Genomic DNA, 26,194 nt, shown 5'->3' with positions numbered 1-26,194 from the left:
GACATCTCATGCAGCCTCTGAGAGCAGAGCGTGATACAGCTCCGCTTCGTTCAACTGGTCCGCGCGATACTGACTCGCCACGCGGCCCTTCTTCATCATCAGAATGCGATCGCAATTCTGCAGCAGTTCAGGCAGGTCATCGCTGATCAGAATGATGCCGATGCCGCGTTGCGACAGCTTCTGCATGATCCGATAGATGATGTCCTTCGAGCCGACATCCACGCCGACCGTCGGTCCATGCAGAATCAGCACGCGCGGATCGATCGCCAGCCAGCGGCCGATCAATACGCGCTGCTGGTTGCCGCCCGATAGCGACTGCACCGGTTTGTCGACGCCCGGCGTCGCAATCTGCAAATCCTTCACCGTCTGCTCGGCGAGTTCATGCGCACGCGCGCGGTCGATCTGCCCGAAGCGGTCGCGCAGACTCGAAATCATCGCGGTGATCACGTTGTCGCGAATCGGCTTGTCGAGGAATAGCCCTTCATTCAGGCGGTCTTCGGGCACATAGCCGATCCGGTGGTCTTTCGCATCCGATGGCGTGCGCAACACGATCGACTTGCCTTCGAGCATCACCGTGCCGCTTTCCGCCGGCGCAACACCCGCAAGCGCGCGCGCAAGTTCGTTGCGGCCCGAATCGAGTAGCCCTGTTACGCCGAGAATCTCGCCGCGATGCAATGCGAACGACACATCGCGAAACTGCGTGCCGCGCGTATAGCCCTTTACGTCGAGCACGACTTCCTTGCCGACTTCGCCTTCGCGATAGCGCTCGCTCGACAGATGGCGGCCCGTCATCAGCTCGCTGATCTGCGACTTCGTGTAATCGGCGATCGGGCCTTGCGCCATCTTCTGGCCGTCCCGCAGCACGATCACTTCGCCGCCGATCGCATAGCATTCGTCGAGCTTGTGGCTCACGAACAGCACCGTCACACCTTGTGCGCGCAGATTGCCGAGCACAGCGATCAGGTTGTCGACTTCCTTCTGCGTGAGCGACGTGGTCGGCTCGTCCATGATGACGAACTTCGCTTCGCTCGCAATGGCACGCGCAATCGCGACGAGTTGGCGCGTCGCGAGCGGCAACTGTTCGATCAGCGTCGCCTGAAATTCGGTGTCGCCAGGCAGACCGACGGCTTCGAGTGCTTTCGCTGCCGTGCGCGCGAGCGCCTTGCGATCGAACGTGCGCGTGAGGCGTCCGTTGTGCTCGGCAAGCTCCGACGTCAGCGCGACGTTCTCCGCGACGCTCATGTTCGGCAGCAGCGACAGATCCTGATAGACCGTTTCGATGCCTGCCGCGAGCGATTCGAGCGCAGAGAGCCGCGCATGACTCACGCCTTCGATGATCAGCTCGCCTTCATCGGGCGGCTGCGCACCGGAGATGATCTTGATCAGCGTGCTCTTGCCGCAGCCGTTTTCACCGAGCAGGTGATAGATCTGCCCGCGCTCGAACGACAGGCTCACGCCGCGCAATGCATGCACGCCCGTGAACCGCTTGTGTACGCCGACCACCTGCAGGAACGGCGTGGAGGAAACGTTTTGATTCATGCTGAAAAGCCGTGCTCCAGATGAATGTCAATGCGCGCGGACCTTCGTTTGAAAAGCCCGCGCGCCGTCATGCAACGATCAGAAGTTGTACTGCTTGTAGTTCGACTTGTCGACGTTGACCCAGCCCTGGCCGCGCACGATGATGCCCTTGCCCGGACCCTTCTCGACCGTCACCTTCGTGTAGCCCGGAATGCCGAGGTCAGCACCGTTCTGCACGGTCTTGCCGTCGACCAGCATCTGCGCGACCTTGTTCATCGCGAGACCGGCGAGCTTCGGATCCCAGAACGCGATGCCGTTCACAGCGCCGCTTTCGAGGAATTTGCCCGCTTCCGTCGGCAGGCCCGTGCCGTATACGCAGATCTTGCCTTGCAGGCCCGCTTCTTCGACCGCGCGGCCAATGCCGATCACATCCAGCGACGACGAGCCCTGGAAGCCCTTCAGATCCGGATGCTTGCGCAGCACTTCCTTCGCGACTTCATACGCTTTCTCGCCGTCGTTGTTCGTTTCGAGCTTCGGCTCGACGAGATTCATCTTCGGGTACTTCGCCTTCGCGTTGTTGATGCCGCCATCAGCCCATTGCACCTGCGAACGGCTGCCCAGCGAGCCGACCAGCACGGCCCACTTGCCATCCTGCTTCATGCACGATGCAAGGCGCTCGTTCAGGCCTGCGCCATACGCGGAGTTGTCGAACGCTTCGATGTCGACCATCGTGTTCTTCTCGTTGTCCGCTTCATGCGTGACGACCTTGATGCCGCGATCCATCGCTTTCTTCAGCGCGGGTTCGAGCGTCGGCGGATCGTACGGAACGACGGCAATGGCCGTCACTTTCTTCGCGATCAGGTCTTCGATGATCTTCAATTGCTGCGCGGCGTCGGCGCGGCCCGGGCCCGTCTGATACGCCTGCACGCCGGGGTTGTCCTTCGCGAACTCCTTGACGCCTTCGTCCATCCGGTTGAACCAGTTGATCCCCGTCACCTTGACGACCGTGACGATCGTTTCGTTGGTGGCGGCCTGCGCAGCGGCGATCACGCCAAGCGCGAGTGCGCCCGTTGCAAGGGCAGCGCTCAGTCGGGTCAGTTTCATGTGTTCGTCTCCTTTGCCTTTCGTCGTTTGGTGTCGCCCCTGCATGGCATGTCGGCGGAAATCCAGGGCTCCGATGTCCGCTGAAACCGTTGATGCCGCGCTAGCGCCTCTGATTCGGCTGCGCGAAACCGAAGATTGCGCGCACGCGCTCGCCGCCCGCAAACGCGAGCGATGCCAGCAGCAGAAAACCCCACGCGCAATCGCCGAAGAACTGCGAAACGCCGAGCAGATTGAAGAAGCTCGACAGGAACTGCAGCACCGTCGCGGCAAAAAACACGCAGACGATGCGGCCATAACCGCCCGCCGGATTCACGCCGCCCATCACGGCGATGAGAATCGCGATCAGCAGATACGAATTGCCGTAGTCCCACTTTGCGCTCGACGTATGCGCGACGCTGATCAGGCCCGCGAGCGACGCGAGAATGCCGCACATCGTGTACGTGAGAATCAGCATGCGTGCGCGTGGAATGCCCGTGTAGAACGCTGCTTTCGGATTCGTGCCCATCAGATACAGACGCAAGCCGAACGGGCTGCGCCGCAGCAGCCAGCCGAGCACAACGACGGCCGCGATGAAGATCACGAATGCGACGGGCACCTGAAACCACGTGCCGTTGCCGATATCCGACAGCGGCTCGACGTAATCGACGTGCACCGATGCGCCGTTGCTCAGCACGACCGCGCAGCCCGTGAACAGCAGTTGCGTGCCGAGCGTGCAGAGAATCGGCGTCAAACGCAGGCGCGCGATCACCACGCCGTTGATAAAGCCGCCAATCGCGCCCATGCAGACGACGATCACGCAGAACACGCTGGTATAGAGCATCGGCGAATCGTCGCCACTGATGAACTTCGGCACGATCAGCGCGGCGACCATGCCCGAAAGATTCGCGAGCCCGACGCCCGACAGATCGATACCGCCGTTGCCCGATACCATCGACAGCATGATGCCGAGCGCGAGCAGCCCGAGTTCAGGCAACTGACCGCCCATCGACTGCAGGTTGTCGATCGAAACGAACTGGCCGTGCGAAATCCACGTCGCAAGCAGCACGACGAGCACGTTGACGGCCAGCAGAAAATTCAGTTGCCGGTCGTGAAAGAGGCCGGCGGAAAGCGAGGACTTCATGTCGAAGCGAACTCCTTCATGCTGCGCGCCGCATCGAGCGGCGCACGCGCTCAATGCGTTGAAAGCGTATGACCAGCTTGCGCCAGCACTTCGTTGACTTCGGCGAGCATCGGCATCGACGGCGCGGTGCCGGGGCGCGTCACCGAAATGCCTGCCAGCGCGCAACCGAAGCGCATCGCTTCGACGGCATCCGTGCCGCGCGCGAGCGCCGCCGCAAAGCCGCCTGTGAAGCCATCGCCTGCACCTGCTGTTTCGACGACACGCCCGCATTGGAACGCGGGCACGAACACCGATTGTTCAGCCGAATGCAGCAATGCACCCGCTTCGCCGAGCGTGACGATCACGTTGCGCACGCCCTTTTTCAGCAGCACATCGGCGGCACGGCGCGCATCGTCGACGTTGCGGACTTCGATGCCCGTCAGCGCGGCCGTCTCCGATTCGTTCGGCGTGATGTAGTCGCACAGCGGAAAGATGCTGTCGTCGAGCGGCAACGCGGGCGCGGGATTGAACACCGTCGTCACGCCATGCTTGCGCGCGACTTCGAGTCCACGCCGCGCAGCCGAAACGGGTTGCTCGAGTTGCGTGACGAACACGCGCGCCGACGCGATATCGGCTTCGATCGCGTCGACGTCGCCCGCGTTCATCATGCCCGCTGCGCCCGATGCGACGATGATCGCGTTCTTGCCCGTGATGTCGTCCACGAAAATATGCGCCGCGCCCGTCGATGCGCCGTCGATCACCGACGCGCGCGCCGTAATGCCTTCGGCGTCCCACGTCGAGCGCGCGATTGCGCCGAATGCATCGTTGCCGATGCGCGTGACGAACACCACGTCCGCGCCCGCGCGCGCCGCCGCGACGGCCTGATTCGAGCCCTTGCCGCCCGGCCCCATCTTGAACGCGTTGCCCGCGACCGTTTCACCGATCAGCGGCATACGGTCAGCGCGAAACGTGAGGTCGGTCACGTAGATGCCGAGAATGACGACGCGGCCTTCTTTCTGTTGCATGGCCATCGTGCTCATCCCTTCGAAGCAGGTGCGTCGGGCGCAAGCAGCACGCCCTTCTTGAACACGAAGCAGCCGTAGCCGCGCTGCTCGCCCGTCGCGATCACGCAGTACGCTTTCTTCGCGCGAGCATAGAACGCGAAACGTTCGATGCCGACGAACGGCACGTCGCGCCCTTCTGCCTTGTTCACTTCGTCCTGCGCTTCGCGCTGCACGGCGGGAACCGTGTTCGGCTCGCCGACCACTTCCATGCGCAGCGCAGGGTCGTCGACGAACGTATCGAGCGGCAACACCGAGAGCACCGCGCGAATCGCGCGCGGCGCATCGACGCCATCGAGCCGCAACAGCTTGCCCGTGACGGACTCCCGCGCGACCGAGTCGCCCGGAAAGTTGACGTCGCAAATCACCAGTTCATCGCCGTGGCCCATCGCGCGCAGCGCGTGCAGCACATCGGCGTTCAACAGCGGGTCCAGATTCTTCAGCACGTTGTCTCCTCCGTTATTCGGTTGGCGCGCTTATGGTTCGCTTTGGTTCTCCCGGAACCTGTCAGATCCTGTCAGGCGATCAGAACACGATCAGTCGCCATACGGTATCCAGATATTCTTGACTTGTGTTGCATGGCGCAGAAACGCCGGGCCTTCGCTCGATGTATCGAACCAGTCGAACGCGCGGCCATGATCGACGAACGTGCGCTTCAGGTTGCCCACCGACTCACGTTCGGCCAGCGCCGAATCTTTCGCGGAACCGAAGCACCACAGCGCATCCACGTCGTCGTGCTTCGCGAGCGCCGACAGCAGCGCACCGCGTTCGCCCGTCACGATGTTGAGCACGCCCGCAGGCACATCCGACGTCTCGACCACCTGATAGAAGTCGGTCACTGTAAGCGGACTCGACGAACTCGGCAACACAACGACACGATTGCCCATCGCGAGCGCAGGGCCAATCAGCGAAACGAAAGACAGCAGCGGCGCTTCGTCCGGGCATGCCACGCCGATCACACCGAGTGGCTCGTTCATCGCAAGCGCCACGCAACGCAACGGCGGCGCATGCACCGCGCCGTCGAACTTGTCGGCCCATGCAGCATACGTGAAGAGACGCGTCACCGATGCATCCACTTCGCGGCGCGCTTCGGCTTCGCTCACACCCGTACGTTTGACCAGTTGATGCGCGAATTCCTGCGCGCGCACGGCAAGATTTTCCGCCAGGTAGTAGATCACCTGCGCGCGATTGTGCGCGGTGGCCTGCGACCATTTAGACGCGCCGCGCGCCGCCGCAACAGCATTGCGAATGTCCTTGCGATTGCCGTCGCCCACTTCGCCGACGACCACACCATCGGCACCATACACGGGCAACGTATAACCGCTGTCCGGCCGCGCCTGCTTGCCGGCGATGAAGAGCTTCGCGGTGCGGTCGATGGCGAACACATCGGCGCCTTCCTGCACGTCATGCACTGTCGACGACGACGTCACACGATGCACGGGACGACGCTCTTCGCGCGCAAGCCATGCTTTCGGCTTCACGTATTCATAGAGACCTTCACGGCCGCCTTCGCGTCCATAACCCGACTCGCGATAACCGCCGAAACCGACAGCGGCATCGAACAGATTCGTCGCGTTGACCCACACGACGCCGCACGCGAGGCGCGGCGCGATATCGAGCGCGCGGCCGATCGTCTCGCTCCAGATGCTCGCGGCGAGGCCGTAGCGCGTGTTGTTCGCGAGCGCAACGGCTTCGTCGGGCGTGCGGAACGTCATCGTCACGAGCACGGGGCCGAAGATTTCTTCCTGCGCCAACGTCGATGCAGGCGCAACACCCGTAACGAGCGTCGGCGGATAGAAGCAGCCGTCTGAAGGCACGTTCGCTTCCGCCGACTGATAGATCTCGCAGCCTTCGCGGCGCCCCGCTTCGACGAGCGAAGCGATCCGCTCGAGCTGCATCTTGTCGACGATCGCGCCGATGTCGATGCTCTTGTCCAGCGACGGACCGACACGCAAAGTCGCCATGCGGCGCTTGAGCTTGTCGATAAAACGCGCAGCCACGCCTTCCTGCACGAGCAGACGCGAGCCCGCGCAGCACACTTGTCCCTGGTTGAACCAGATCGCGTCGACGACACCTTCCACTGCGCCGTCGAGATCCGCGTCGTCGAACACGATGAACGGCGACTTGCCGCCCAGTTCGAGCGTCAGCGATTTGCCCGTGCCCGCCGTCGCTGCGCGAATCATGCGGCCCACTTCCGTGGACCCCGTGAACGCGATCTTGTCGACGCCGGGATGTTCGACGAGCGCAGCACCCGTGCGTCCGTCGCCCGTCACCACGTTCAGCACGCCCTTCGGCAAGCCTGCGCGTTGCGCGAGTTCGGCGAACAGCAGCGCGGTGAGCGGCGTGTATTCGGCGGGCTTCAGCACGACGCAGTTGCCCGTCGCGATGGCGGGCGCAATCTTCCACGCGAGCATCAGCAGCGGGAAATTCCACGGCACGATCTGGCCGATCACGCCGAGCGGCGCGAAGTCCTTGAACTCGCTGTCCTGCAGTTGCGCCCAGCCTGCGTGATGCAGAAAGTGCCTTGAAACAAGGGGGATATCGATGTCGCGCGTTTCGCGGATCGGCTTGCCGTTGTCGAGTGCTTCGAGCACGGCGAAGAGTCGGCTGTGACGCTGCACCATCCGCGACAGCGCATACAGATGCCTTGCGCGGCCCGCGCCACCCAGCGCGAACCAGGCGGGCTGTGCAGCGCGCGCGGCGGCGACGGCGGCATCGATATCCGCTGCATCGCCCTGCGCGATCTGCGCGAGGAATTCGCCCGTCGCCGGTTCGTGCGATGCGAAGCGCTCGCCCGCTGCGGGCGCGCGCCATCCACCGTCGACGAAATGACCGAACGTCGCGTCATGCTGCGCGAGCCACGCGCGCGCGGGTTGATCGTCCTCCGGTGCGGGACCGTACTCCATCGATGAAAAATACTCGGCTACGCTCATGGGATCGATCTGCTCAGGCAACGGGGTGACGGTTGAAGGCGGAATAGCGGCCAGTCGCGTGGTGCTCGAGCTGGCGTTCGATATCGGCGAGAAGACTGGACGCGCCGAAGCGGAACAGTTCGGGTTCGAGCCACGGACGGCCGAGTTCTTCTTTCATCAGGATCTGATACGACAGCGCCGTCTTCGCATTCGACACGCCGCCCGCAGGCTTGAAGCCGATCAGGATGCCGGTGCGCGCGTGGTATTCGCGAATCATGCGCGCCATCACGAGCGACACGTCGAGCGTCGCATTGACGCCCTCTTTACCCGTCGACGTCTTGATGAAATCGGCGCCCGCCATCATGCAGATCATCGACGCGCGCGCAACGTTCGACAGCGTCTGGATATCGCCTGTCGCGAGAATCGCTTTCAGATGCGCGTCGCCGCATGCGGCGCGGAAGTCGCGCACTTCTTCGTAGAGCGCCTGCCAGTTGCCCGTAAGCACATATTCGCGCGTCACGACGATGTCGATTTCCTGCGCGCCATCGGCCACCGACGCCTCGATCTCTTTCAGCTTCAGCGGATGCGGAATGAGACCGGCAGGAAAGCCCGTCGATACAGCAGCAACGGGAATACCGCTGCCGCGCAACGCATCGACGGCGGCCGCAACGTAGCGGTGATACACGCACACGGCGCCCGTCGTGATGCTGTGCGACGGCACGTCGAGCGCGGCGAGGATATCGGCGCGTACAGGCTGCCGCGCTTTCGCGCACAGACGTCGCACACGGCCTTCCGTGTCGTCGCCGCTCAGCGTCGTGAGATCGATGCAGGTGATGGCCTTCAGCAGCCACGCAGCCTGCGCATCCTTCTTGACGGTGCGGCGCGTGCCCAGCGTCGACGTGCGACGTTCGACAGCCGACTGGTTCACGCGCAGCCCGTCGAGCCACGCGAGATCGAAAGGCACGCCGGGATTGCGTACGGGATGAAGATGGGCTGCGCGCCGCAGCGCGACCACCGACGAAGACTGCGTAGGAGCTTCAGGCATGAGACGTCCACAGGTTTGTGCAATGCACAGCAACAGCTGATGGTTTATTCGCATCCATCGTACATCGCTTGATAGGATTCTAACAAGCGTCGTTATGATTGTTTCCAGTTTGGACGGACGTCTGAACTGCGCTGCATATGCGCCAAAGTCTTATGGGGCTTGGATTCGATGTGCACGGACCGCGGGCATTAGTGTTTTCACCAGGGCGCGAGCCGAGACTTGCCAGGTTAGCCGTGTCACAAACATTGGAACAGCGCTTGCGAGATGCCAGCCAACATCGGAAGGAACTCGCATATGGCCGTGAAGATCGGGATTTCGGGCTGGCGGTACGACGGCTGGCGCGGCGTGTTCTATCCGCAGGGATTGGCGCAGAAGCGCGAACTCGAATTCGCGTCGCGCGCCGTCGATACCATCGAAATCAACGGCTCGCATTACTCGCTGCAAGGCATCGGCAGCTATCTGTCGTGGTACGACGCGACGCCCGACGGTTTTACGTTCAGCGTCAAGGGCCCGCGCTATCTCACGCACATGCTGCGCTTTCGCGACGAGACGGCGCGGCCCGCGATCGCGAATTTCTTTGCATCCGGCGTGCTCGCGCTGCGTGACAAGCTGGGCGCATTCCTCTGGCAATTTCCGCCGAACTTCAGGTTCGCGCCCGAATCGTTCGAAGCGTTCCTTGCGCTGCTGCCGCGCGATGTCGAAGCGGCCGCGGCGCTCGCGCGTACGCATGATGGCCGCGTGAAAGAACCCTGGTGTGAGGTCGATTCGAACAGACGTCTGCGGCATGCGATCGAGATTCGCCATGCGAGTTTCTGCGTGCCGGAATTCGTCGCATTGTTGCGCAAGCACAAAGCGGCGCTCGTGGTCTCCGACGCCGTGGCAGGCTGGCCCTATGCCGAAGACGTGACGAGCGATTTCGTCTACATGCGCCTGCACGGCAGCGAAACGCTGTACGGCGGCGCGTATACCGACAAAGCGCTCGACCGTTTCGCCGCACGTATCGACGCATGGTCACACGGCAGCGAGCCGGAAGATGCCGTGCGTATCGCACAACGCGCAGCGCCCTCGCGTCGTGCGCGCGACGTGCTTGTCTATTTCGACAACGACAAAAAAGTGGAAGCGCCCTTCGACTCAGCGCGACTCAAGCGGCGCCTGGTTCCATCGGCTGCAACGGCGCAGATGAACAACGTCGGGCACGCAACCTGAGCGCCGCCAGGCCGAAACGCACTCATCTAAGGCCACCGCCTGCGCTTTTCAAGCCCCTCTTTTTTGCAGAAATCGCACTTGAAAAGTTTGCGCAGGCTTCCTATTTATCGAGTCATCCAGGGCAGCCGCTGCATCGACATGACGGCGCTGCGTGTATCCACTTCGTTCGTTTGTCGCGGCATGACAGGCAGCCGGCACACTCAGGCCGGCCCGCCTTGCCGCTCAGAGGAGAGAGCGACCATGAGTGACTTCTATTTCGGCAACGATCTGTTCGGCGAACTCGACCGTTTGCAGCGGCATATGTCGGGCGTATTCGGCGGCGGCTTCCCTGCCAGCATCCGTTCGAGCCGCGCGGGTGCGTTCCCCGGTCTCAACATCGGCACGACGGAAGACGCGATCGAGATCGTTGCATTCGCACCCGGCATCGATCCTTCAAAGCTCGAACTATCGATCGACAAGGGTCTTCTGACCATCGCCGGCGAGCGCACGGCAGTGCGGGAAGAAGGCGCGCGAGCCTATGCGCAGGAACGCTTCAAGGGCACGTTCCGCCGCGTCGTCGAATTGCCGCAGCAAGCGGATCCCGACAACGTGCAGGCGCGTTATACCGACGGCCTGCTGGTGATCAAGGTCGGCAAGCGCGAAGCGTCGAAGCCGCGTGCGATTACGGTTCAATAAATGCAAGGTGAAATCATGAGCGACACTCAAGTGACCCGGCGCGACGAAAGCGCAGTGAACCGCAACGCAGCGCGCGCGCAGGAACGGCGTGCGACCGTGACGCCGCCCGTCGACATCGTCGAAGACAGCAAGGCCGTGACGCTATGGGCCGATCTGCCTGGCGTGTCGAAGGACAAGCTCGACATTCGCGTGCACGACGGCAGTCTGACGATCGAAGGCGAGTCGGCTGTGCCCGCGGGGTTGAATGTGCGGCTCTCGCATGCCGAAGTGCGCGCGCCCTTGTTCGCGCGGCGCTTCACGATCAGCGACGACTTCGACACGTCGAAGATCGAAGCAAACCTGAAGGACGGCGTGCTGAAGCTCGTCATTCCGCGCCGCGAACAGGCGCAGCCGCGACGCATCGATGTGAACGTCGGCTAAGCGTAGACTTTCTGTCGATGTAAAAACGGAGCACCGCTGTGCTCCGTTTTTTTGTCCGCCGTTATATCGCGCTAACTTTCAGCATCCAGCGCGGCCCGCAGTTGTTGCACGACATCGCTCCACTCGTTGCGCTTCGCTTGACGGAACAGGCGCATCTGCGGATACCACGGACTGTCTTCGCGCTTCAGTTGCCAGCGCCAGTCGGGCGTGAACGGTAACGCGATCCATACCGGCTTGCCGAGCGCAGCCGCCAGATGCGCGACGGCAGTATCGACGGCGATCACGATATCCAGTTGCGCGACGAGCGCGGCGGTCTCCGCGAACGACGTCAAACGATCGGACACATCGCGCAACACGCCACGCGCCACGAGTTCATCGACTGCAGCGCGATCGCCTTCACGCACATCCTTTACGAGCGACACGAACTGCGCACGCGCATCGAACAGCGGCATGCATTGTGCGAGCGGAATCGAACGGTTGCGGTCGTTCAGATGCGTACGGCTGCCCGACCACACGATGCCGACGCGCGGACGCGCATCGTCTTGTGCGAACCCATCGGCGAATTGAGCGGCCAGTTGTTGATCGGCATGAACGTACGGGCTTTCGATGCGCAAATCGGTTTCGCGCACTTTCAGCGCGAACGCGAGACTGAGCATCGGAATGTGATAGTCGAATGCGGGCAGCGGCATGGTTTCGCCGATCACCTCAGCGGTACCGGGAAATCCTCGCAACAGCGGCAACAGCGCATCCTGCACGCGCACGATCACGCGAGCACCCATCGCGCTTAAACGCCCGACGAATCGAATGAACTGCAACGTATCGCCGAAACCCTGCTCGGCATGCACGAGCAGCGTCTTGCCGTCGAGCGGCTGCTTGCCCGTCCACAGCGTCGCGTCGGGCAAGCCGTGACTCATCGTGCCGTCGAGCCAGCGCCATTCGTATTCGCGCCAGCCATGTTCGAACTCGCCTAGCAGCAGGTTGGTCTGTGCGCGGTTGGTGCGCGCGCCGGCATCGTTCGTATCGATCGATACGGCTTTCTTGAACTGCTGCAAGGCTTCGTCGAAGCGATGCAGATCGCGCAACGCGACACCGAGATTCACATACGCGCGCACGAAGTTCGGCTTGAGTGCGATCGCCTGACGATAAGCAGCAAGCTCTTCGTCATAGCGCTCCATTTGACCGAGCAGCGTGCCGCGGTTGTACTGCACTTCAGCCGATTGCGGATAACGTTGTGCGAGACGCGCGAGCCGTTGCAGCGCACGCGCATGCTCGCCCGTTGCGACGAGCGACATCGCAGCGCCATGCAGCGATTCGGCGTGATCGGGAAATGCTGTGAGAACGCGCTCGAACAACACGAGCGAATCGGCGTGACGCCCCGCGAGCTGGCAGATGTGCGCGGCGAAATGAAGCTGCTGTGGATTTGTCGATGCGGGTTGCGCGGCGCGCCACGCATAGTCCGCCGCGCGCGCGTAATCGCCCTGCTTCGCGGCGACATAGCCGAGCGCTTCGAGTGCTTCGTTGTGGTTGGGATCGACGGACAGGATGCCGTTCAGCAGCGCCGCTGCTTCGTCGTATTGACCGGCGGTGAACTTCTGCTGCGCGTCGGCGAGGCTTTGGGCGATATCGTGATTCATGATGCAGCGGTTCGGCGCAACGCCACGTCGCGACCGGAGACGGAGGAGTCGATTGTACGCGAGCGCCCCGTCATACCGCTGCTTCGTGCCTGCGTTACCAGCAGGCCGCCGCTCTCATGTCATCAAACCGACACGCGGATCTTGTTGTTCTTCTGCATTTCTTCAAGCTGCTTCTGCGCTTCGACTTCTTTCCTGATCATCTCGCGCACTTTCTGCATGATCTTTTCGCGGTCTTCGGGCGACATCTTTTTCAGGTCGTCTTCCGATACGCCGAGCTTTGCGAGAATCATCTTCTGCAGACGCTCGCCCGCCGAACCCTTCGTGTAATCGGTCAACTGATCGAGCAGTTCCTTGAAGCTCGGCTTGTTGCTCGCCTGCGAGCCGGACGTGCCGGACGCGGAAGATGCGCCGTTGTTCATGCTGCCCGTGCCCATCGTGCCGATGTTGTTCGTCGTTTGCATGGTCTTGCGTTCCCCGGAGTCTTGTTGATGTTCGAATCGACCTGCGCATACCGCTTTTCGCAGCACTTTAATCAGGACGAACGCGCGCGTCAACGGTTCTCCGATGACACATTCCGATATAAACACCCATCGGATCCAGCCGACCAGCGCGAGCAGCATGAGCGCCGCGCCGCCGAGCACCGGGTCGCGCCACGCGATGAGTGCGACGAACGTGAATGCGCGAGCGCTGGCGTGCAGCGCGAAGCCGGCGACGGCACCCGATGCCGTATCGATTGCGCCTTGCGCACGTTCACAAGCGGCCGCGTTCGACGCGACGGCGGGCTCATGCATGATGTTTCTCCAGTCTTGGTATGTGGGATGGCTGGCGATCAGGCAGCGCCCGGCGCTTCATCGAGAAAGCCCGTCACGGACTGCAACCGGCCGTGCGTATCGACGACACCGAAGTCGGAGCCCTTCACGATCGAAGTGCCTGACGGCGTCAGCAATTCCCACGAAAAGCGCAGCCGGTTGGCGAAGCCGTCCACGTCCGTCGTGCGGCGGAACGTGTGCTGCGGAAAGCGCTCATGGACGGCGCGGATCATTGCGTCGATGCCGTCGTGTCCATTGCCGGACAGCAGCGGATCGACATAGACGGCGTCGCTGGCCCAACTGGCCGAGATCAGTTCGCGACGGCGGCCGGCGTCGGTTTCGTTCCAGGCGTCGAAGTAACGGTCGATCAGTGCGGTATGCGCGTTCATCATTGACTCCTTCAGTCGGTGGATGATCGAGACATGCGCCGTGTGCTTCACGATGACGGCGGCCTCGGACTGAAGAATCGTCGATGAACGTACGTGCGTCGATTACTCGCGAGGTAATGATCGGGCAGCACCCGCGGCGTCGATGCGCGCAGGTGCCGGAGAGAACGACATGCGGAATAACGGTAAAGAGACGGGCGTCAGGCCTTCGCGACGCTGACCTGATCGGCGAGTCGCCGGCCTTCGTCATAGCCCGCTTCGCGCGCTTCCTCTTCGCTGCGGAAGGTCGCGACGAGTTCCTGGAAGCGGCGGCTTTGTCCTTCGACGTGCGCGTCCGCGCCGTGCCGGCACACATAGCCGATGTAGTGCCACAGGGTTTCCGGCACGGGCGGCCCGTAGGCCGTGACGGGAAGCACCCAGACTTCCTGGCCGTTGTGCTCGATCTTGTCCCACATGTTTGCCTCCGGAACGGTCGCAAGGGTCTTCAGTATGAGCGCGTTTGGCGGCGTCCGCGATGCTGCGCCGCTCGCTGCGCAGCCCTGCTTTACCTCTGAGGTAATGGAATCGCGGCGCGGTTTGGCTATCATCGTCGGCATGAACACGCTCACAGCCACCTCGTCCGCGCCCGCTGGCGCACCCTCGTTGAGCCGCACCGTCGGCGATATGCTGCGCGAATGGCGGCAGCGGCGCCGGATGAGCCAGTTGCTGCTCGCGTCCGAAGCCGAGATTTCGACGCGTCATCTGAGCTTCGTCGAATCGGGCCGCGCGCTGCCGAGCCGCGAAATGGTCATGCATCTCGCCGAGCGGCTCGAGGTGCCGCTGCGCGCGCGCAATGCGCTGCTCGTCGCGGCGGGTTATGCGCCGCTCTATCGCGAGCGTCAGTTGAGCGATCCGCAGCTCGACGCCGCGCGCGAGGCGATCGATCTCGTGCTCAAAGGCCATGAGCCGCATCCCGCTGTCGCCGTCGACCGGCACTGGACGATCGTCGCCGCGAACAACGCGCTCGCGCCGCTGCTGACGTCTGCGAAGCCGGCGCTGCTGGAGGCGCCCGTCAATGCACTGCGACTGTCGATGCATCCGGACGGCATCGCGTCGCAGATCGCCAACTGGCACGCGTGGCGCGCGCATCTGCTGTCGCGCCTGCAGCGTCAGATCGAAGTGAGCGCGGACGCGACGCTTGCCGCGCTCTACGACGAACTCGCCGATTACCCGACGCCTGCGAACGCCGAGCCCGCCGACGACAGTCACGCGTCGCCGCTCGAACAGATCGCCGTGCCGCTGCGCCTGCGCACGGAACTCGGCGTGCTGTCGTTCTTCAGCACGACCACCGTGTTCGGCACGCCCGTCGACGTCACGCTGTCGGAACTGGCGATCGAAGCGTTCTTCCCCGCCGATCCGCAGACGGCCGACGCACTGCGCAAGTTCGCGGACACGCGTGCGGCGTCCGCTGCGGCGAGCGCCTGAGGTCGCGCATGGCACACGACATCTCGATCCGCCAGCTCGGCCCCGCCGATCGCGACGCGTTCTTCGCACTGCGTCTGCGCGGCCTGCAAACGTATCCCGCCGCGTTCGGGCAAAGCTATGACGAGGCCGTCGAGCGCGGCCCGTCGCAACACGATTCGATGCTGAGCGGCACGCAGGCCGCCGTCGGCAGCTTTTTGCTGGGCGCTTACGGGTCGCCGGATGACGCGCTCGTCGGCACGGTCGGACTGCTGCGCGAAACGCGGCACAAGGAACGGCACAAGGGCCATGTGATCGGCATGTATGTCGCGGACGAAGCGGCGGGACGCGGCGTCGGTCGTGCGCTGCTGACGGAACTGCTCGCGCGCGCCGGACAGGTCGATGGCTTGCGGCAGATTGGGCTGCTCGTGACGAGCGCGAACGGCTCGGCCCGCGCGCTGTACGAATCGCTCGGTTTTCGCGTGTATGGAACGGAGCCGGGCGCGCTGTGCATCGACGGTGTGTTTCATGACGCCGATCTGATGGTGCGCTTCATGTGAAGTGGGACAGGCCCGCTCGCCGAATAAGAGAGCAAGACGCGGAGTGTGCGAGCGCGTCGGGCTGCGTAGACTGGGTGGCATCGAAAACGCAGATACGCGACGGAGCCGCTCATGCAGGATTTCGCATTCGACACTCAAACCACGCTGTTCACCGCCGATGAAACGCCGCGCAAAAGCCGGCGCGAGCCGCTGCCAGCAATCGCGACACGGCAATCGATCGAAACGCGCGTCGAAGCGATCGACTGGACGCGCGCCGCAAGCGAACTCGACGCCCACGGCTGCGCGATGCTGGAAGGCCTGCTGAGCGCCGACGAGTGCGACGCGCTCAGCGCGCTCTATCCGCGCGACGATCTGTATCGCAGCCGCGTCGTGATGGCGCGGCACGGCTTCGGACGAGGTGAGTACAAGTACTTCGACTATCCGCTGCCCGACGTGATCGGTGCGCTGCGTATGGCTGTGTATCCGCATCTCGCGCCCGTCGCGAACGCGTGGCACGAAGCGATGCGCATCGACATCCGCTTTCCGCCGACGCACGCCGCCTTCCTGCGCCGCTGCCATCAGGCTGGGCAACTGCGGCCGACGCCGCTGATCCTGCAATACGCGGCAGACGACTACAACTGCCTGCATCAGGATCTGTACGGCGAGCACGTCTTTCCCATCCAGCTCGCGATCCTGCTTTCGGAGCCCGGCAAGGACTTCACAGGCGGCGAATTCGTGCTGACGGAACAGCGTCCGCGCATGCAGTCGCGCACGGAAGTCGTGCCGCTGCGCAAGGGCGATGCCGTGCTGTTCGCCGTGCATCACCGGCCCGTGCAGGGCACGCGCGGCGCGTATCGCGTGAATATGCGGCACGGCGTGAGCCGGCTGCGCTCGGGGCATCGACATACGCTCGGCGTGATCTTCCACGACGCGCGATAGCGCGATAGCGATACCGATAGGTCTTACAACCGTGCGGCGCTCACGTTCCAGCGCCGAACGCGCGCTCGCGAAACGGGGCGGCACGCGGCATCATCGGGCATAACGTGCTATGTTGTCTGACGGCCTCTCCGTTGCAAAACGGCTCCGGGGCCGCACATTCCAGCTACGTCCATCCTCGCGGACCCGCGCTCTCCGGCACGGCACACGCGCCGTCACCGCCCGTGCAGTCCGAGACGCAGTCCGAGAAATTCACACGCTCGCACAACGCTCGTCATGTCCGATCTCGCTACCCCTCTTCCGCGCCGCTTCGATATCAATCCGAAGCCGCTCGTCGCCTCCCTGTTTCTGATCGCGCTCGGCGCGGTCTATCTCGCGCAGACGGTCAGCGGCCGCCAGGCCGCGCTCTATGTGGTCGGCGCGCTGCTCGGCATGTCGCTGTATCACGCGGCATTCGGCTTTACGTCCGCGTGGCGCGTGTTCATCGCCGATGGCCGCGGTGCCGGCCTGCGCGCGCAGATGCTGATGCTCGGCATCGGCGTGCTGCTGTTCTTCCCGGCGCTGTCAGCGGGCTCGCTGTTCGGCCATCCTGTTGCGGGGCTGGTGTCGCCGGCAGGGACATCGGTGATCGTCGGCGCGTTCATGTTCGGCGTCGGCATGCAGCTCGGCGGCGGCTGCGCGTCGGGCACGCTGTACACGGTCGGCGGCGGCAGCACGCGGATGCTGGTGACGCTCGCGGCGTTCATCGTCGGCTCGGTCGTCGCGACGGCACATATGCCGTTCTGGACGGCGCTGCCGTCGCTCAAGCCGACTTCGCTTGTTACAACTTTCGGCGCCGGCTGGGCGATCGCGATCAATCTCGCTGTGTTCGCCGCGATTGCCGCGCTGACGGTCGCGATCGAACGACGCCGTCACGGGCGCCTCGTCAACGATGCGCCGCGCGCCGCCAACACGTCGCCGTGGCTGCACGGCCCGTGGCCGCTGTTCGCGGGCGCGATCGCCCTCGCGCTGCTCAATTTCGCGACGCTCGCACTGTCGGGCCGTCCGTGGGGCGTGACGTCGGCGTTCGCGCTGTGGGGCGCGAAGCTGTTCTCGCTGGCAGGCATCGACGTCGCCAGCTGGCCTTACTGGAGTTCTCACACGAATGCAGCAGCCCTCACCTCGTCGGTTACACGCGATGTAACGAGCGTAATGGATGCCGGGATCGTGCTCGGCGCGATGACTGCGGCCGCTCTGGCGGGCCGCTACGCGCCCGTGTGGCGCGTGCCCATGCGCTCCCTCATCGCGGCCGTCGCGGGCGGCCTGATGCTCGGCTACGGGGCCCGGCTGGCCTACGGTTGTAATATCGGTGCGTATTTCAGCGGCATCGTGTCAGGCAGCCTGCACGGCTGGCTGTGGCTCGTCGCCGCGTTCTGCGGCAACGTGATCGGGACCCGGCTGCGTCCGCTTTTCGGCCTGGAAGTAGAGCGTATCCGCCAGACTGGCTGCTGAACCGTTACAAACCTGGTCGGAGTCTGTAACAACTCCGGCCCGAACCAGTTACAAAATCTTCCTGGTTTGTAACTCCTTTTCGTTACATCTGGGGTTATCCCTGACCACCCAACCGGCGGCGTATTTTTTACCTGCCGGTTTTTGTTTTTCTTTCTCCCCGCTTTCTGAACTCATATCGTTTTCGCATAAGCGGCGGCCGCTCTGAAAATCGGAAACTATTGCTTTGATCCTTATTGGACAAGGGTTTGCGGGAGCCCCGTCGCAAACGTTTTCCGTCTAGCTATGCATTATGACGATGACGTGAAAGAGTTACCGAAAACAGTGTTGTTTTGTCGTATCTTTTTTTTGAGAAAGGTATTGATTTCTGGAAATCCTGTTCATACAATTCCGCCCAAGCTGTTACGAAATGTAACGGCTTGTATCAAAGGTTGGCTGGATGTATCTCTGCACCAACTTGACGCCGGAAATCTTCAGTGTCCGGCGGGGCATAAGACCATAACGGCAGAAAATGCCGACAAAAGTAATTCGGGGCTTCGGAAACAGAGAAAATGGACCGTAGCAGCGAGACGCTGGATTCTATCCGCGAGATCAATTTGTCTTACATCATGCTCGCACAACGCATGTTGCGCGAGGACAAGGCAGTCGGCATGTTCCGTCTGGGCTTGTCGTCGGAACTGGCTGATATTCTTGCCGGGCTGTCGCTCGCGCAGATCGTCAAGCTGGCCAGCTCCGATCAGCTTTTGTGCTTCTTCCGCTTCAACGACCACGCGATGTTGTCGGCGTTGACGCACACGTCCCGGCACGCAGAAGTGGCATCGACGCATGCCGCGATCCTGCTGGCTGGACAGCCTGCAGAGCAGTTCGCTTAAACCTCAGAGGACTGCCATGCTGAAAAAGAGCCTTACCGAAGACGCGCAGGAAGTGTTCCGCGCGATCGCGCTGATCGAACTGGGCGCGCGCATGCAGGTGCTCGAAAGCGAGCTGACGCTGTCGCGCGACCGCATGATCCGCCTGTACCGCGAGGTCAAGGGCGTATCGCCGCCCAAGGGCATGCTGCCGTTCTCGGCGGACTGGTACATGACGTGGCTGGCGAACATCCACGCATCGCTGTTCTACAACACGTACCTGTTCCTGAAGAACGAAGCGCGCTGCTCGCATCTGGACGCGCTGACCAAGGGTTATCGTCTGTACCTCGAACATTGCCGTCATAGCGAGACCGAGCCGGTCCTCGATCTGACGCGTGCATGGACGCTCGTGCGTTTCTTCGACGCCGACATCCTGCAACTGACGCCCTGCTGCCGTTGCAGCGGCAAGTTCGTCGCGCACAAGCACGACCTGCAGCACAACGTCGTGTGCGGCGCCTGCCAGCCGCCGTCGCGCGCCGGCAAGACGAAGAAGGCCGCCGCTGCGAAGCGCGAGGCCGAGAAGGAAATCGCACCGCTGCCGCAAGTCGCGGAAGAAGTCGAGGTGCTCGAGGAACTGATCGAGGAAACTGCGTTGGCGGCTTAGCGCCGCACATCGCTCAGTCCATCCGAAGCAAAGAATTACTTTTGAAGCCGGTCTCGCGAGACCGGCTTTTTTTCGTCCGCTGTTTCTGTAACGGCTTCGGCTTCAGCCTGCGAGCCCGACGGTCTGCACGACGAGCCAGATATTGGCCGCGCTGATCAGAACGAACAGCGCCCACGCGAGGATGCGCGTCGGCAGCCGGTTCGCGAATTCGCCCATCAGCGCGCGGTCGCCCGTCATGCGGATCAGCGGATAAAGCGCGAACGGCAATTGCAGGCTCAGCACCACCTGGCTCGCGACGAGCAGTTTGCCGACGGCGCCGTTGCCGAGCATCTGCACGCCGACGAGCGCGGGAATCAGCGCGAGCGCGCGCGTGATGAAGCGCCGCTGGTAGCACGGAATCTTCAGTTGCAAAAAGCCTTCCATGATGACCTGCCCCGCGACCGTCCCCGTGAACGTCGAGCTTTGTCCCGACGCGAGCAGCGTGATCGCGAACAGCACAGCCGCGAAGCCCGTGCCGACGATGGGCGCGAGCAGCCGGTAGGCATCCTCGATTTCGGTAACTTCGGTGTGGCCTGTGGAATGGAACGCGGCTGCCGCGAGAATCAGGATCGCCGCGTTGATCAGCAGCGCGAGAAACAGCGCGACGACGGTATCGATACGCGACAGCGAGATCGCGCTCGCAATGCCCTGATGATCGCGTTTGACCGCGCGCGTCTGCACGACGGACGAATGCAGATAGAGGTTATGCGGCATCACGGTCGCGCCGAGAATGCCGATCGCGAGATACAGCGGCTCGCGTTCGCTGATGGCCTGCCACGACGGCACCAGCCCCGCCGCGACGGACGGCCAGTGCGGATGCACGAGCGCCAGCTGGATCACGTAGCCGATGCCGATGGTCGCGATCAGGCCGAGCATGATCGCTTCGAGATCGCGGAAGTTCTTGCCCTTCAGGCCGAGCACGATCAGCGTGTCGAACGCCGTCAGGAGCACGCCCACCGTCAGCGAGCATTTGAAGAGCAGATGAAACGCGAGCGCACCGCCGAGCACTTCGGCGAGATCGCACGCGACGATCGACAGTTCGGCCAGCAACCATTGAAACCGCGCGACGCCCGGCGAATAACGCGTGCGCGACAGTTCGGCGAGATTGCGGCCCGTCACGATGCCGAGCCGCATGCTCAGACATTGCAGCACCATCGCCGCGAGGCTCGACAGCACGACGACGAACAGCAGGTTATAGCCGTAGCGCGAGCCGGCTTCGATATCGGTGGCCCAGTTGCCGGGGTCCATGTAACCGATCGACACCAGCAGGCCGGGACCTGCGAACTGAAGGATCTTCTTCCAGAAGGGCGCGGACTGCGAGACGGTGACGGTGCCCTGCACCTCGGATGGGCAGAACGGCGCGGTGGCTGTAGTAGGAAGTTTGAACTGCAAAGCCGGTGACCTCGAGGTGAATGAACTCGCGGCGCGATCAATCGAAAAGAAAGACTGTGCCGCGAAACGCCCTCAAGTGTACAAAGAAACTTCCGGCAGCGTCCCGGTAGGGGCGTAGCGCACAGCCTGTGCGCACACCGCCTTGGCGCGCATCTCGCGCAAATAAAAAAGCGGACCCGCAAGGGTCCGCTTCGTACCGCATACGAGTGCAGTGTCAAACAACGCTCAACGCTTCACCAACTGCTGCTGCGCCTGTGCATCCGCGTTGCCGACATCCGTCTTCGCATCGCCCCACCCGCCGCCGAGCGCGCGAATCAGGTTCACCGTCGCCACCGCCTGCGTGCCCGCGAGATGGCTCAATTGCAGTTGCGATTGCAGCACCTGGCGCTGCGCATCGATCACATCGAGATACGCGACCTGACCTTCCTGATACTGCGTCTGCGACAGATGCTCGGCACGCTGCGACGCGTTCACAGCATTGTTCTGCTCGCGCGTCTGATCGGTGAGCAGACGCAGGTCCGACAGGTTGTCCTCGACTTCGCGGAACGCCACGAGCACCTGCTGACGATACTGCGCAATGTCCTCGTCATACTTCGCGCGTGCGTTCGCGAGGTTCGCCTTGCGCCGGCCGCCGTCGAAGATCGGCACCGTCAGCGCCGTGCCCGCGAACGGTCCGAGCAGGAACGCGCGGCTCGACCACTGGAACAGATCGCCGAGCGTCGCCGATTCGAAACCGAATGCACCCGTGATATCGAGCTTCGGGAAGAACGCCGACTTCGCGAGACCAACACGCGCATTCGCCGCCGCCATCGCACGCTCCGCCGCCGCGATATCCGGACGACGCTCCAGCAGCGCGGACGGCAACCCGGCCGGCACACGCGCCGTGACAGGCGCAAGCGGCGTCTCGGGGAACGCGAAGTCCGCGGGCGGCTTGCCGAGCAGAATCGCGAGGCTGTGTTCGGACGCTGCACGCTGACGCGCGACACCAACCGCATCGGCACGCGCCGTCGCCAGTTCATTGCGGGCGCGCGATACATCGAGTTCGTTGATATCGCCTTCATTGAAGCGGCGCTCGACGAGCTTCAACGCGTCTTCACGCAACGTCACCGTCTGACGATACAGGCTCAATTGCGTATCGAACTCGCGCAACTGGAAGTAGTTTTGCGCGACGTCCGCCTGCAACGCGAGCTGCACCGAACGGAACAACGCTTCGCTCTGCGCCTGATCGGCACGCGCGGCGTTCACGTTCGAACTCACGCGACCAAACAGATCGACCTCATACGAAGCCGTGGCCTGCGCGCGCCACAGCGTCTGCGTCGGCACGTGCGTGTCGTTCGGCAGAAACTGCGAAGCCGGCGACAGGCGTTCGCGCGTCGGACCGAAGCCCGCATCCAGCGACGGGAACCAGTCGGCGCGCGCCGCCTGCGTCAACGCCCGCGACTGCTGCACGCGTGCAGCGGCGGCCTTCAGATCCTGGTTCGCATCGGCGGCCTGTTTCTCGAGGTCGTTCAGCGTCGAATCGTTGAACACGATCCACCATTCGCCGCGATGCGCGTCCTCGGCGGGCTCGGCCGTCTTCCACGTGCCCGCTTCGCTCGCGGGCAGCGGCGTGGCCGCTGCATCCGTCGTGGTCGTTACGGGCGCTTCCTTGAATGCTGCAGGCGTCGGCGCATCGGGACGGTTGTACGTCGGCTCGACCGAGCACGCCGCGAGCAGCAACATCAGCAAGCCACTCGCCGCTGCACGGCCAACACGCCCCATGTTTTCGAACTTCGTCATTTTCTTCTTCTCCATCATGCATCCGTCGTATGCGCGACGAGATGCGGCGAGTCCTTCTGCGCGACGTGAATCTTGCCGCCTGCGAGCGTGCGCAGCACCACGTAGAACACCGGCGTCAGCATCAGGCCGAACAGCGTCACACCCAACATGCCGAAGAACACGGCGATACCCATCGCGTGGCGCATTTCGGAACCCGCGCCGCTCGACGTCACCAGCGGCACCACGCCCATGATGAACGCGATCGACGTCATCAGAATCGGCCGCAGACGCATCCGGCTTGCTTCGATAGCGGCCTGCAACGGCGTGCGTCCGTCGTGCTCCAGTTCACGTGCGAACTCGACAATCAGAATCGCGTTCTTCGACGCCAGCCCCACGAGCACCATCAAGCCGATCTGCGTGAAGATGTTGTTGTCGCCCTGCGTGAGCCACACGCCCGTCAGCGCGGACAGCACGCTCATCGGCACGATCAGGATCACCGCGAGCGGCAGCGTCAGGCTCTCGTACAGCGCGGCGAGCACGAGGAACACGAGCAGCACGCTGATCGGGAACACCCACAGCCCCGCATTGCCCGCGAGAATCTGCTGATACGTCAGGTCGGTCCATTCGAACTTCACGCCCTTCGGCAACACTTCGGCCGCAATGCGTTCGGCGGCATTCTGCGCTTCACCCGACGAGAAACCGGGCGCCGGACCTCCGTTGATATCGGCGGCCGTGAAGCCGTTGTAGCGCACCACCATTTCCGGACCGTACGTCGGCGTCACCGTCACCAGCGACGACAGCGGCACCATATCGCCCTTCACGTTGCGCGTCTTCAGTTGCAGGATGTCGTCCGCCTGCTGACGGAACGGCGCATCCGCCTGCACGCGCACCTGGTACACGCGGCCAAAACGGTTGAAGTCGTTCACATACAGCGAACCGAGATACACCTGCATCGTGTTGAACACGTCCGTCACAGGCACGCCAAGCTGCTTCGCCTTCACGCGATCGAGATCGACGTTCAGCTGCGGCACGTTGATCTGATAGCTCGAGAACGTCGGGCCGAGTTCGGGCGTCGTCGCGGCCTTCTTGATGAACGCTTCCGTCGCCTTGTTCAGCTCCGCATAACCGAGCGAGCCGTGATCTTCCAGCTGCATCTTGAAGCCGCCCAGCGTACCGAGACCCAACACAGGCGGCGGCGGGAACACGGCAACGAACGAGTCCTTGATCGCACCGTATTTCTGGTTCAATGCACCCGCAATCGCACCCGCCGACAACGCCTTGCCCTTGCGATCATGGAACGGCTTGAGCGCAACGAACACGATGCCCGCGCTCGAACTGTTCGTAAAGCCGTTCACCGACAGACCCGGGAACGCGACCGCGTTCTCCACGCCCGGCTGCTTCAGCGCAATCGCGCTCATGTCGCGAATCACCTTCTCGGTGCGATCGAGCGATGCACCGTTCGGCAACTGCGCAAACGCGATCAGATACTCCTTGTCCTGCGCGGGCACGAAGCCGCCCGGCACGACACGCGACACGAGCACCGTAAGACCCAGCAGCACCGCGTACACGACCAGCATCGCGCCCTTGCGCTTGAGCACGCCGTTCACACCGCGGCCATAGCTTTCGGAGCCGCGATGGAACACCTTGTTGAACGCCTTGAAGAAGCGGCCCAGCACGCGATTCATCAGGCGCGTCAGCCAGTCTTCCTTCGCGCCGTGACCGCGCAGCAGCATCGCCGACAATGCGGGCGACAGCGTCAGCGAGTTGAACGCCGAGATCACCGTCGAGATCGCGATGGTCATCGCGAACTGCTTGTAGAACTGACCCGTCAGACCCGACATGAACGCGAGCGGCACGAACACGGCGACCAGCGTGAGCGCGATTGCGATAATCGGCCCGCTCACTTCCTGCATCGCCTTATACGTCGCATCTCTCGCACTGAGCCCGCTTTCGATGTTCCGCTCGACGTTTTCCACCACCACGATCGCATCGTCGACCACGATACCGATCGCGAGCACCATCCCGAACAGCGACAGCGCGTTGATCGAGAAACCGAACGCCAGCAGCAGCGAGAACGTACCGACGATCGACACAGGCACCGCAATCAACGGAATGATCGACGCGCGCCACGTTTGCAGGAACACGATCACCACGATCACGACGAGCGCAATCGCTTCGAGCAGCGTATGCACGACGGCTTCGATCGACGAACGCACGAACTGCGTCGGGTCATAGACGATCCGGTACTCGACGCCAGCCGGGAAATCCGCGCTCAGTTCCTTCATCGTCGCTCGCACTTCGTCGGAGATTTGCAGCGAGTTCGCGCCCGGCGACTGGTTGATCGCCATCGCGACGGCAGGCTTGTTGTCGAGCAGCGAACGCAAGCCGTATTCCGATGCCGCGAGTTCGATACGCGCGATATCGCGCAGATACGTGACAGCACCATCGGGTGCAGTCTTCACGACGATGTCGCCGAATTCGCTTTCCGTCTTCAGACGGCCGCGCGCATTCACCGACAACTGCAGCGGCGTGCCCGGCACGGACGGCGATGCGCCGATCACACCCGCAGCCACCTGAATGTTCTGCTCGCGAATCGCGCTGACCACTTCCATCGCCGTCAGATTGCGTTGCGCGACCTTCTGCGGATCGAGCCACACGCGCATCGAATAGTCGCCCGCACCCCACAGCTGCACCTGCCCGACGCCCTTGATCCGTTCAAGACGGTCTTTCACGTTGAGCAGCGCGTAGTTGCGCAGATACGTCATGTCGTAACGGTCGTTCGGCGAGATCAGGTGCACGACCATCGTCAGCGTCGGCGAGCTCTTGATCGTCGTCACGCCGAGACGCTGCACGTCTTCGGGCAAACGCGGCAGCGCCTGATTCACGCGGTTCTGCACGAGCTGCGTCGCGAGGTCGGGGTTCGTGCCGAGCTTGAACGTGACCGTCAGCGTGAGATTGCCGTCGCTATTCGCCTGCGACTGCATGTAAAGCATGTTCTCGACGCCGTTGATCTGCTCTTCGAGCGGCGATGCGACCGCTTCCGCGATCACCTTCGGATTCGCGCCCGGATACTGCGCGTGCACCACCACGGAAGGCGGCACCACTTCCGGATATTCGGAAATCGGCAGCTGAAACACGGAAATCAAGCCACCGAGCAGAATCAGAACCGATAGCACGCCAGCGAAAATCGGCCGGTCGATGAAGAATTTGGATATGTTCAT

Annotated in this window: 23 protein-coding genes; 9 read left to right on the top strand and 14 right to left on the bottom strand. The window is 63.0% G+C overall.

Features of this window, described 5'->3' with window-relative positions; translation table 11 throughout:
- Positions 1–6: 6 nt before the first annotated feature.
- The 7 genes from QEN71_RS20220 to deoC form a co-directional block, all read right to left on the bottom strand.
- A complete protein-coding gene (locus QEN71_RS20220) occupies positions 7–1,539 on the bottom strand; it encodes a sugar ABC transporter ATP-binding protein (protein WP_201650330.1) in 1,533 nt (510 codons plus the stop codon).
- 78 nt (positions 1,540–1,617) lie between these two features.
- Positions 1,618–2,622: an autoinducer 2 ABC transporter substrate-binding protein gene (locus QEN71_RS20215; protein WP_201650331.1), complete on the bottom strand. Its 1,005-nt coding sequence runs from the start codon at positions 2,620–2,622 to the stop codon at positions 1,618–1,620.
- Between the two features lie 100 nt (positions 2,623–2,722).
- The gene (locus QEN71_RS20210) at positions 2,723–3,742 is read right to left on the bottom strand and encodes an ABC transporter permease (protein WP_201650332.1); all 1,020 of its coding nucleotides are present in this window, start codon (positions 3,740–3,742) and stop codon (positions 2,723–2,725) included.
- A 50-nt stretch (positions 3,743–3,792) separates the two neighbouring features.
- The gene (gene rbsK, locus QEN71_RS20205) at positions 3,793–4,752 is read right to left on the bottom strand and encodes a ribokinase (protein ID WP_201650333.1); all 960 of its coding nucleotides are present in this window, start codon (positions 4,750–4,752) and stop codon (positions 3,793–3,795) included.
- A 5-nt stretch (positions 4,753–4,757) separates the two neighbouring features.
- The gene (locus QEN71_RS20200; RefSeq protein ID WP_201650334.1) at positions 4,758–5,228 is read right to left on the bottom strand and encodes an RbsD/FucU family protein; all 471 of its coding nucleotides are present in this window, start codon (positions 5,226–5,228) and stop codon (positions 4,758–4,760) included.
- A gap of 90 nt (positions 5,229–5,318) precedes the next feature.
- A complete protein-coding gene (locus QEN71_RS20195; RefSeq protein ID WP_201650335.1) occupies positions 5,319–7,715 on the bottom strand; it encodes an aldehyde dehydrogenase family protein in 2,397 nt (798 codons plus the stop codon).
- Positions 7,716–7,728: 13 nt separating this feature from the next.
- On the bottom strand, positions 7,729–8,739 hold the full coding sequence (gene deoC / locus QEN71_RS20190) for a deoxyribose-phosphate aldolase (protein ID WP_201650336.1): 1,011 nt from the start codon (positions 8,737–8,739) through the stop codon (positions 7,729–7,731).
- Between the two features lie 294 nt (positions 8,740–9,033).
- Here deoC and QEN71_RS20185 point away from each other — a divergent pair, with 294 nt between their 5' ends.
- From QEN71_RS20185 to QEN71_RS20175, 3 genes are all read left to right on the top strand, one after another.
- Positions 9,034–9,945 carry a DUF72 domain-containing protein gene (locus QEN71_RS20185; RefSeq protein WP_201650337.1) on the top strand — a complete coding sequence of 304 codons (912 nt, stop codon included), beginning with the start codon at positions 9,034–9,036 and terminating at the stop codon, positions 9,943–9,945.
- A 240-nt stretch (positions 9,946–10,185) separates the two neighbouring features.
- Positions 10,186–10,620: an Hsp20/alpha crystallin family protein gene (locus QEN71_RS20180; RefSeq protein ID WP_201650338.1), complete on the top strand. Its 435-nt coding sequence runs from the start codon at positions 10,186–10,188 to the stop codon at positions 10,618–10,620.
- A gap of 15 nt (positions 10,621–10,635) precedes the next feature.
- The gene (locus tag QEN71_RS20175) at positions 10,636–11,040 is read left to right on the top strand and encodes an Hsp20/alpha crystallin family protein (protein WP_201650339.1); all 405 of its coding nucleotides are present in this window, start codon (positions 10,636–10,638) and stop codon (positions 11,038–11,040) included.
- Between the two features lie 71 nt (positions 11,041–11,111).
- Here the strand turns inward: QEN71_RS20175 and QEN71_RS20170 are convergent, their stop codons facing one another.
- From QEN71_RS20170 to QEN71_RS20150, 4 genes are all read right to left on the bottom strand, one after another.
- Positions 11,112–12,674 (bottom strand): tetratricopeptide repeat protein, encoded by a 1,563-nt coding sequence (locus QEN71_RS20170; RefSeq protein ID WP_201650340.1) that lies wholly within the window; start codon positions 12,672–12,674, stop codon positions 11,112–11,114.
- A 122-nt stretch (positions 12,675–12,796) separates the two neighbouring features.
- Positions 12,797–13,465 (bottom strand): hypothetical protein, encoded by a 669-nt coding sequence (locus QEN71_RS44800; protein WP_377791044.1) that lies wholly within the window; start codon positions 13,463–13,465, stop codon positions 12,797–12,799.
- A 38-nt stretch (positions 13,466–13,503) separates the two neighbouring features.
- On the bottom strand, positions 13,504–13,872 hold the full coding sequence (locus QEN71_RS20155; protein WP_201650342.1) for a nuclear transport factor 2 family protein: 369 nt from the start codon (positions 13,870–13,872) through the stop codon (positions 13,504–13,506).
- A 197-nt stretch (positions 13,873–14,069) separates the two neighbouring features.
- Positions 14,070–14,324 carry a hypothetical protein gene (locus QEN71_RS20150; RefSeq protein WP_201650343.1) on the bottom strand — a complete coding sequence of 85 codons (255 nt, stop codon included), beginning with the start codon at positions 14,322–14,324 and terminating at the stop codon, positions 14,070–14,072.
- A gap of 139 nt (positions 14,325–14,463) precedes the next feature.
- Between QEN71_RS20150 and QEN71_RS20145 the strand changes: the two genes are divergently transcribed.
- From QEN71_RS20145 to flhC, 6 genes are all read left to right on the top strand, one after another.
- Complete coding sequence (locus QEN71_RS20145) at positions 14,464–15,333, top strand: helix-turn-helix domain-containing protein (protein WP_455565887.1); 870 nt, start codon at positions 14,464–14,466, stop codon at positions 15,331–15,333.
- An 8-nt stretch (positions 15,334–15,341) separates the two neighbouring features.
- Complete coding sequence (locus QEN71_RS20140) at positions 15,342–15,869, top strand: GNAT family N-acetyltransferase (protein ID WP_201650344.1); 528 nt, start codon at positions 15,342–15,344, stop codon at positions 15,867–15,869.
- Between the two features lie 111 nt (positions 15,870–15,980).
- Positions 15,981–16,787 (top strand): 2OG-Fe(II) oxygenase, encoded by an 807-nt coding sequence (locus tag QEN71_RS20135; protein ID WP_201650345.1) that lies wholly within the window; start codon positions 15,981–15,983, stop codon positions 16,785–16,787.
- Positions 16,788–17,060: 273 nt separating this feature from the next.
- Positions 17,061–18,275, top strand: a complete 1,215-nt coding sequence (locus QEN71_RS20130; protein ID WP_201650346.1) for a YeeE/YedE family protein — start codon at positions 17,061–17,063, stop codon at positions 18,273–18,275.
- Between the two features lie 548 nt (positions 18,276–18,823).
- Positions 18,824–19,144, top strand: a complete 321-nt coding sequence (gene flhD / locus QEN71_RS20125) for a flagellar transcriptional regulator FlhD (RefSeq protein ID WP_201650347.1) — start codon at positions 18,824–18,826, stop codon at positions 19,142–19,144.
- Positions 19,145–19,160: 16 nt separating this feature from the next.
- Positions 19,161–19,784 (top strand): flagellar transcriptional regulator FlhC, encoded by a 624-nt coding sequence (gene flhC, locus QEN71_RS20120; RefSeq protein WP_201650348.1) that lies wholly within the window; start codon positions 19,161–19,163, stop codon positions 19,782–19,784.
- Positions 19,785–19,886: 102 nt separating this feature from the next.
- On the opposite strand, the gene QEN71_RS20115 is transcribed toward flhC, so the two are convergent.
- The 3 genes from QEN71_RS20115 to QEN71_RS20105 form a co-directional block, all read right to left on the bottom strand.
- Entirely contained in the window at positions 19,887–21,215 is a 1,329-nt protein-coding gene (locus QEN71_RS20115) for an Nramp family divalent metal transporter (RefSeq protein ID WP_201650349.1), read from the bottom strand.
- A 225-nt stretch (positions 21,216–21,440) separates the two neighbouring features.
- Positions 21,441–22,994, bottom strand: a complete 1,554-nt coding sequence (locus tag QEN71_RS20110; protein ID WP_201650350.1) for an efflux transporter outer membrane subunit — start codon at positions 22,992–22,994, stop codon at positions 21,441–21,443.
- A gap of 14 nt (positions 22,995–23,008) precedes the next feature.
- Positions 23,009–26,194 (bottom strand): efflux RND transporter permease subunit, encoded by a 3,186-nt coding sequence (locus QEN71_RS20105; RefSeq protein WP_201650351.1) that lies wholly within the window; start codon positions 26,192–26,194, stop codon positions 23,009–23,011.

Origin of the sequence: Paraburkholderia sabiae (assembly GCF_030412785.1) — a bacterium.
GTDB lineage: Bacteria > Pseudomonadota > Gammaproteobacteria > Burkholderiales > Burkholderiaceae > Paraburkholderia > Paraburkholderia sabiae.
Note: the sequence above shows the minus strand (reverse complement) of the source record. Positions and strands in the feature narration are given on the sequence as shown.

Excerpts from the sequence above, each read along its gene's own strand:
- QEN71_RS20220 (WP_201650330.1), bottom strand. The coding sequence starts at position 1,539 with ATGAATCAAAACGTTTCCTCCACGCCGTTCCTGCAGGTGGTCGGCGTA.
- QEN71_RS20215 (WP_201650331.1), bottom strand. The coding sequence starts at position 2,622 with ATGAAACTGACCCGACTGAGCGCTGCCCTTGCAACGGGCGCACTCGCG.
- QEN71_RS20210 (WP_201650332.1), bottom strand. The coding sequence starts at position 3,742 with ATGAAGTCCTCGCTTTCCGCCGGCCTCTTTCACGACCGGCAACTGAAT.
- rbsK (WP_201650333.1), bottom strand. The coding sequence starts at position 4,752 with ATGGCCATGCAACAGAAAGAAGGCCGCGTCGTCATTCTCGGCATCTAC.
- QEN71_RS20195 (WP_201650335.1), bottom strand. The coding sequence starts at position 7,715 with ATGAGCGTAGCCGAGTATTTTTCATCGATGGAGTACGGTCCCGCACCG.
- deoC (WP_201650336.1), bottom strand. The coding sequence starts at position 8,739 with ATGCCTGAAGCTCCTACGCAGTCTTCGTCGGTGGTCGCGCTGCGGCGC.
- QEN71_RS20185 (WP_201650337.1), top strand. The coding sequence starts at position 9,034 with ATGGCCGTGAAGATCGGGATTTCGGGCTGGCGGTACGACGGCTGGCGC.
- QEN71_RS20180 (WP_201650338.1), top strand. The coding sequence starts at position 10,186 with ATGAGTGACTTCTATTTCGGCAACGATCTGTTCGGCGAACTCGACCGT.
- QEN71_RS20175 (WP_201650339.1), top strand. The coding sequence starts at position 10,636 with ATGAGCGACACTCAAGTGACCCGGCGCGACGAAAGCGCAGTGAACCGC.
- QEN71_RS20170 (WP_201650340.1), bottom strand. The coding sequence starts at position 12,674 with ATGAATCACGATATCGCCCAAAGCCTCGCCGACGCGCAGCAGAAGTTC.
- QEN71_RS44800 (WP_377791044.1), bottom strand. The coding sequence starts at position 13,465 with ATGCATGAGCCCGCCGTCGCGTCGAACGCGGCCGCTTGTGAACGTGCG.
- QEN71_RS20155 (WP_201650342.1), bottom strand. The coding sequence starts at position 13,872 with ATGAACGCGCATACCGCACTGATCGACCGTTACTTCGACGCCTGGAAC.
- QEN71_RS20150 (WP_201650343.1), bottom strand. The coding sequence starts at position 14,324 with ATGTGGGACAAGATCGAGCACAACGGCCAGGAAGTCTGGGTGCTTCCC.
- QEN71_RS20145 (WP_455565887.1), top strand. The coding sequence starts at position 14,464 with ATGAACACGCTCACAGCCACCTCGTCCGCGCCCGCTGGCGCACCCTCG.
- QEN71_RS20140 (WP_201650344.1), top strand. The coding sequence starts at position 15,342 with ATGGCACACGACATCTCGATCCGCCAGCTCGGCCCCGCCGATCGCGAC.
- QEN71_RS20135 (WP_201650345.1), top strand. The coding sequence starts at position 15,981 with ATGCAGGATTTCGCATTCGACACTCAAACCACGCTGTTCACCGCCGAT.
- QEN71_RS20130 (WP_201650346.1), top strand. The coding sequence starts at position 17,061 with ATGTCCGATCTCGCTACCCCTCTTCCGCGCCGCTTCGATATCAATCCG.
- flhD (WP_201650347.1), top strand. The coding sequence starts at position 18,824 with ATGGACCGTAGCAGCGAGACGCTGGATTCTATCCGCGAGATCAATTTG.
- flhC (WP_201650348.1), top strand. The coding sequence starts at position 19,161 with ATGCTGAAAAAGAGCCTTACCGAAGACGCGCAGGAAGTGTTCCGCGCG.
- QEN71_RS20110 (WP_201650350.1), bottom strand. The coding sequence starts at position 22,994 with ATGACGAAGTTCGAAAACATGGGGCGTGTTGGCCGTGCAGCGGCGAGT.
- QEN71_RS20105 (WP_201650351.1), bottom strand. The coding sequence starts at position 26,194 with ATGAACATATCCAAATTCTTCATCGACCGGCCGATTTTCGCTGGCGTG.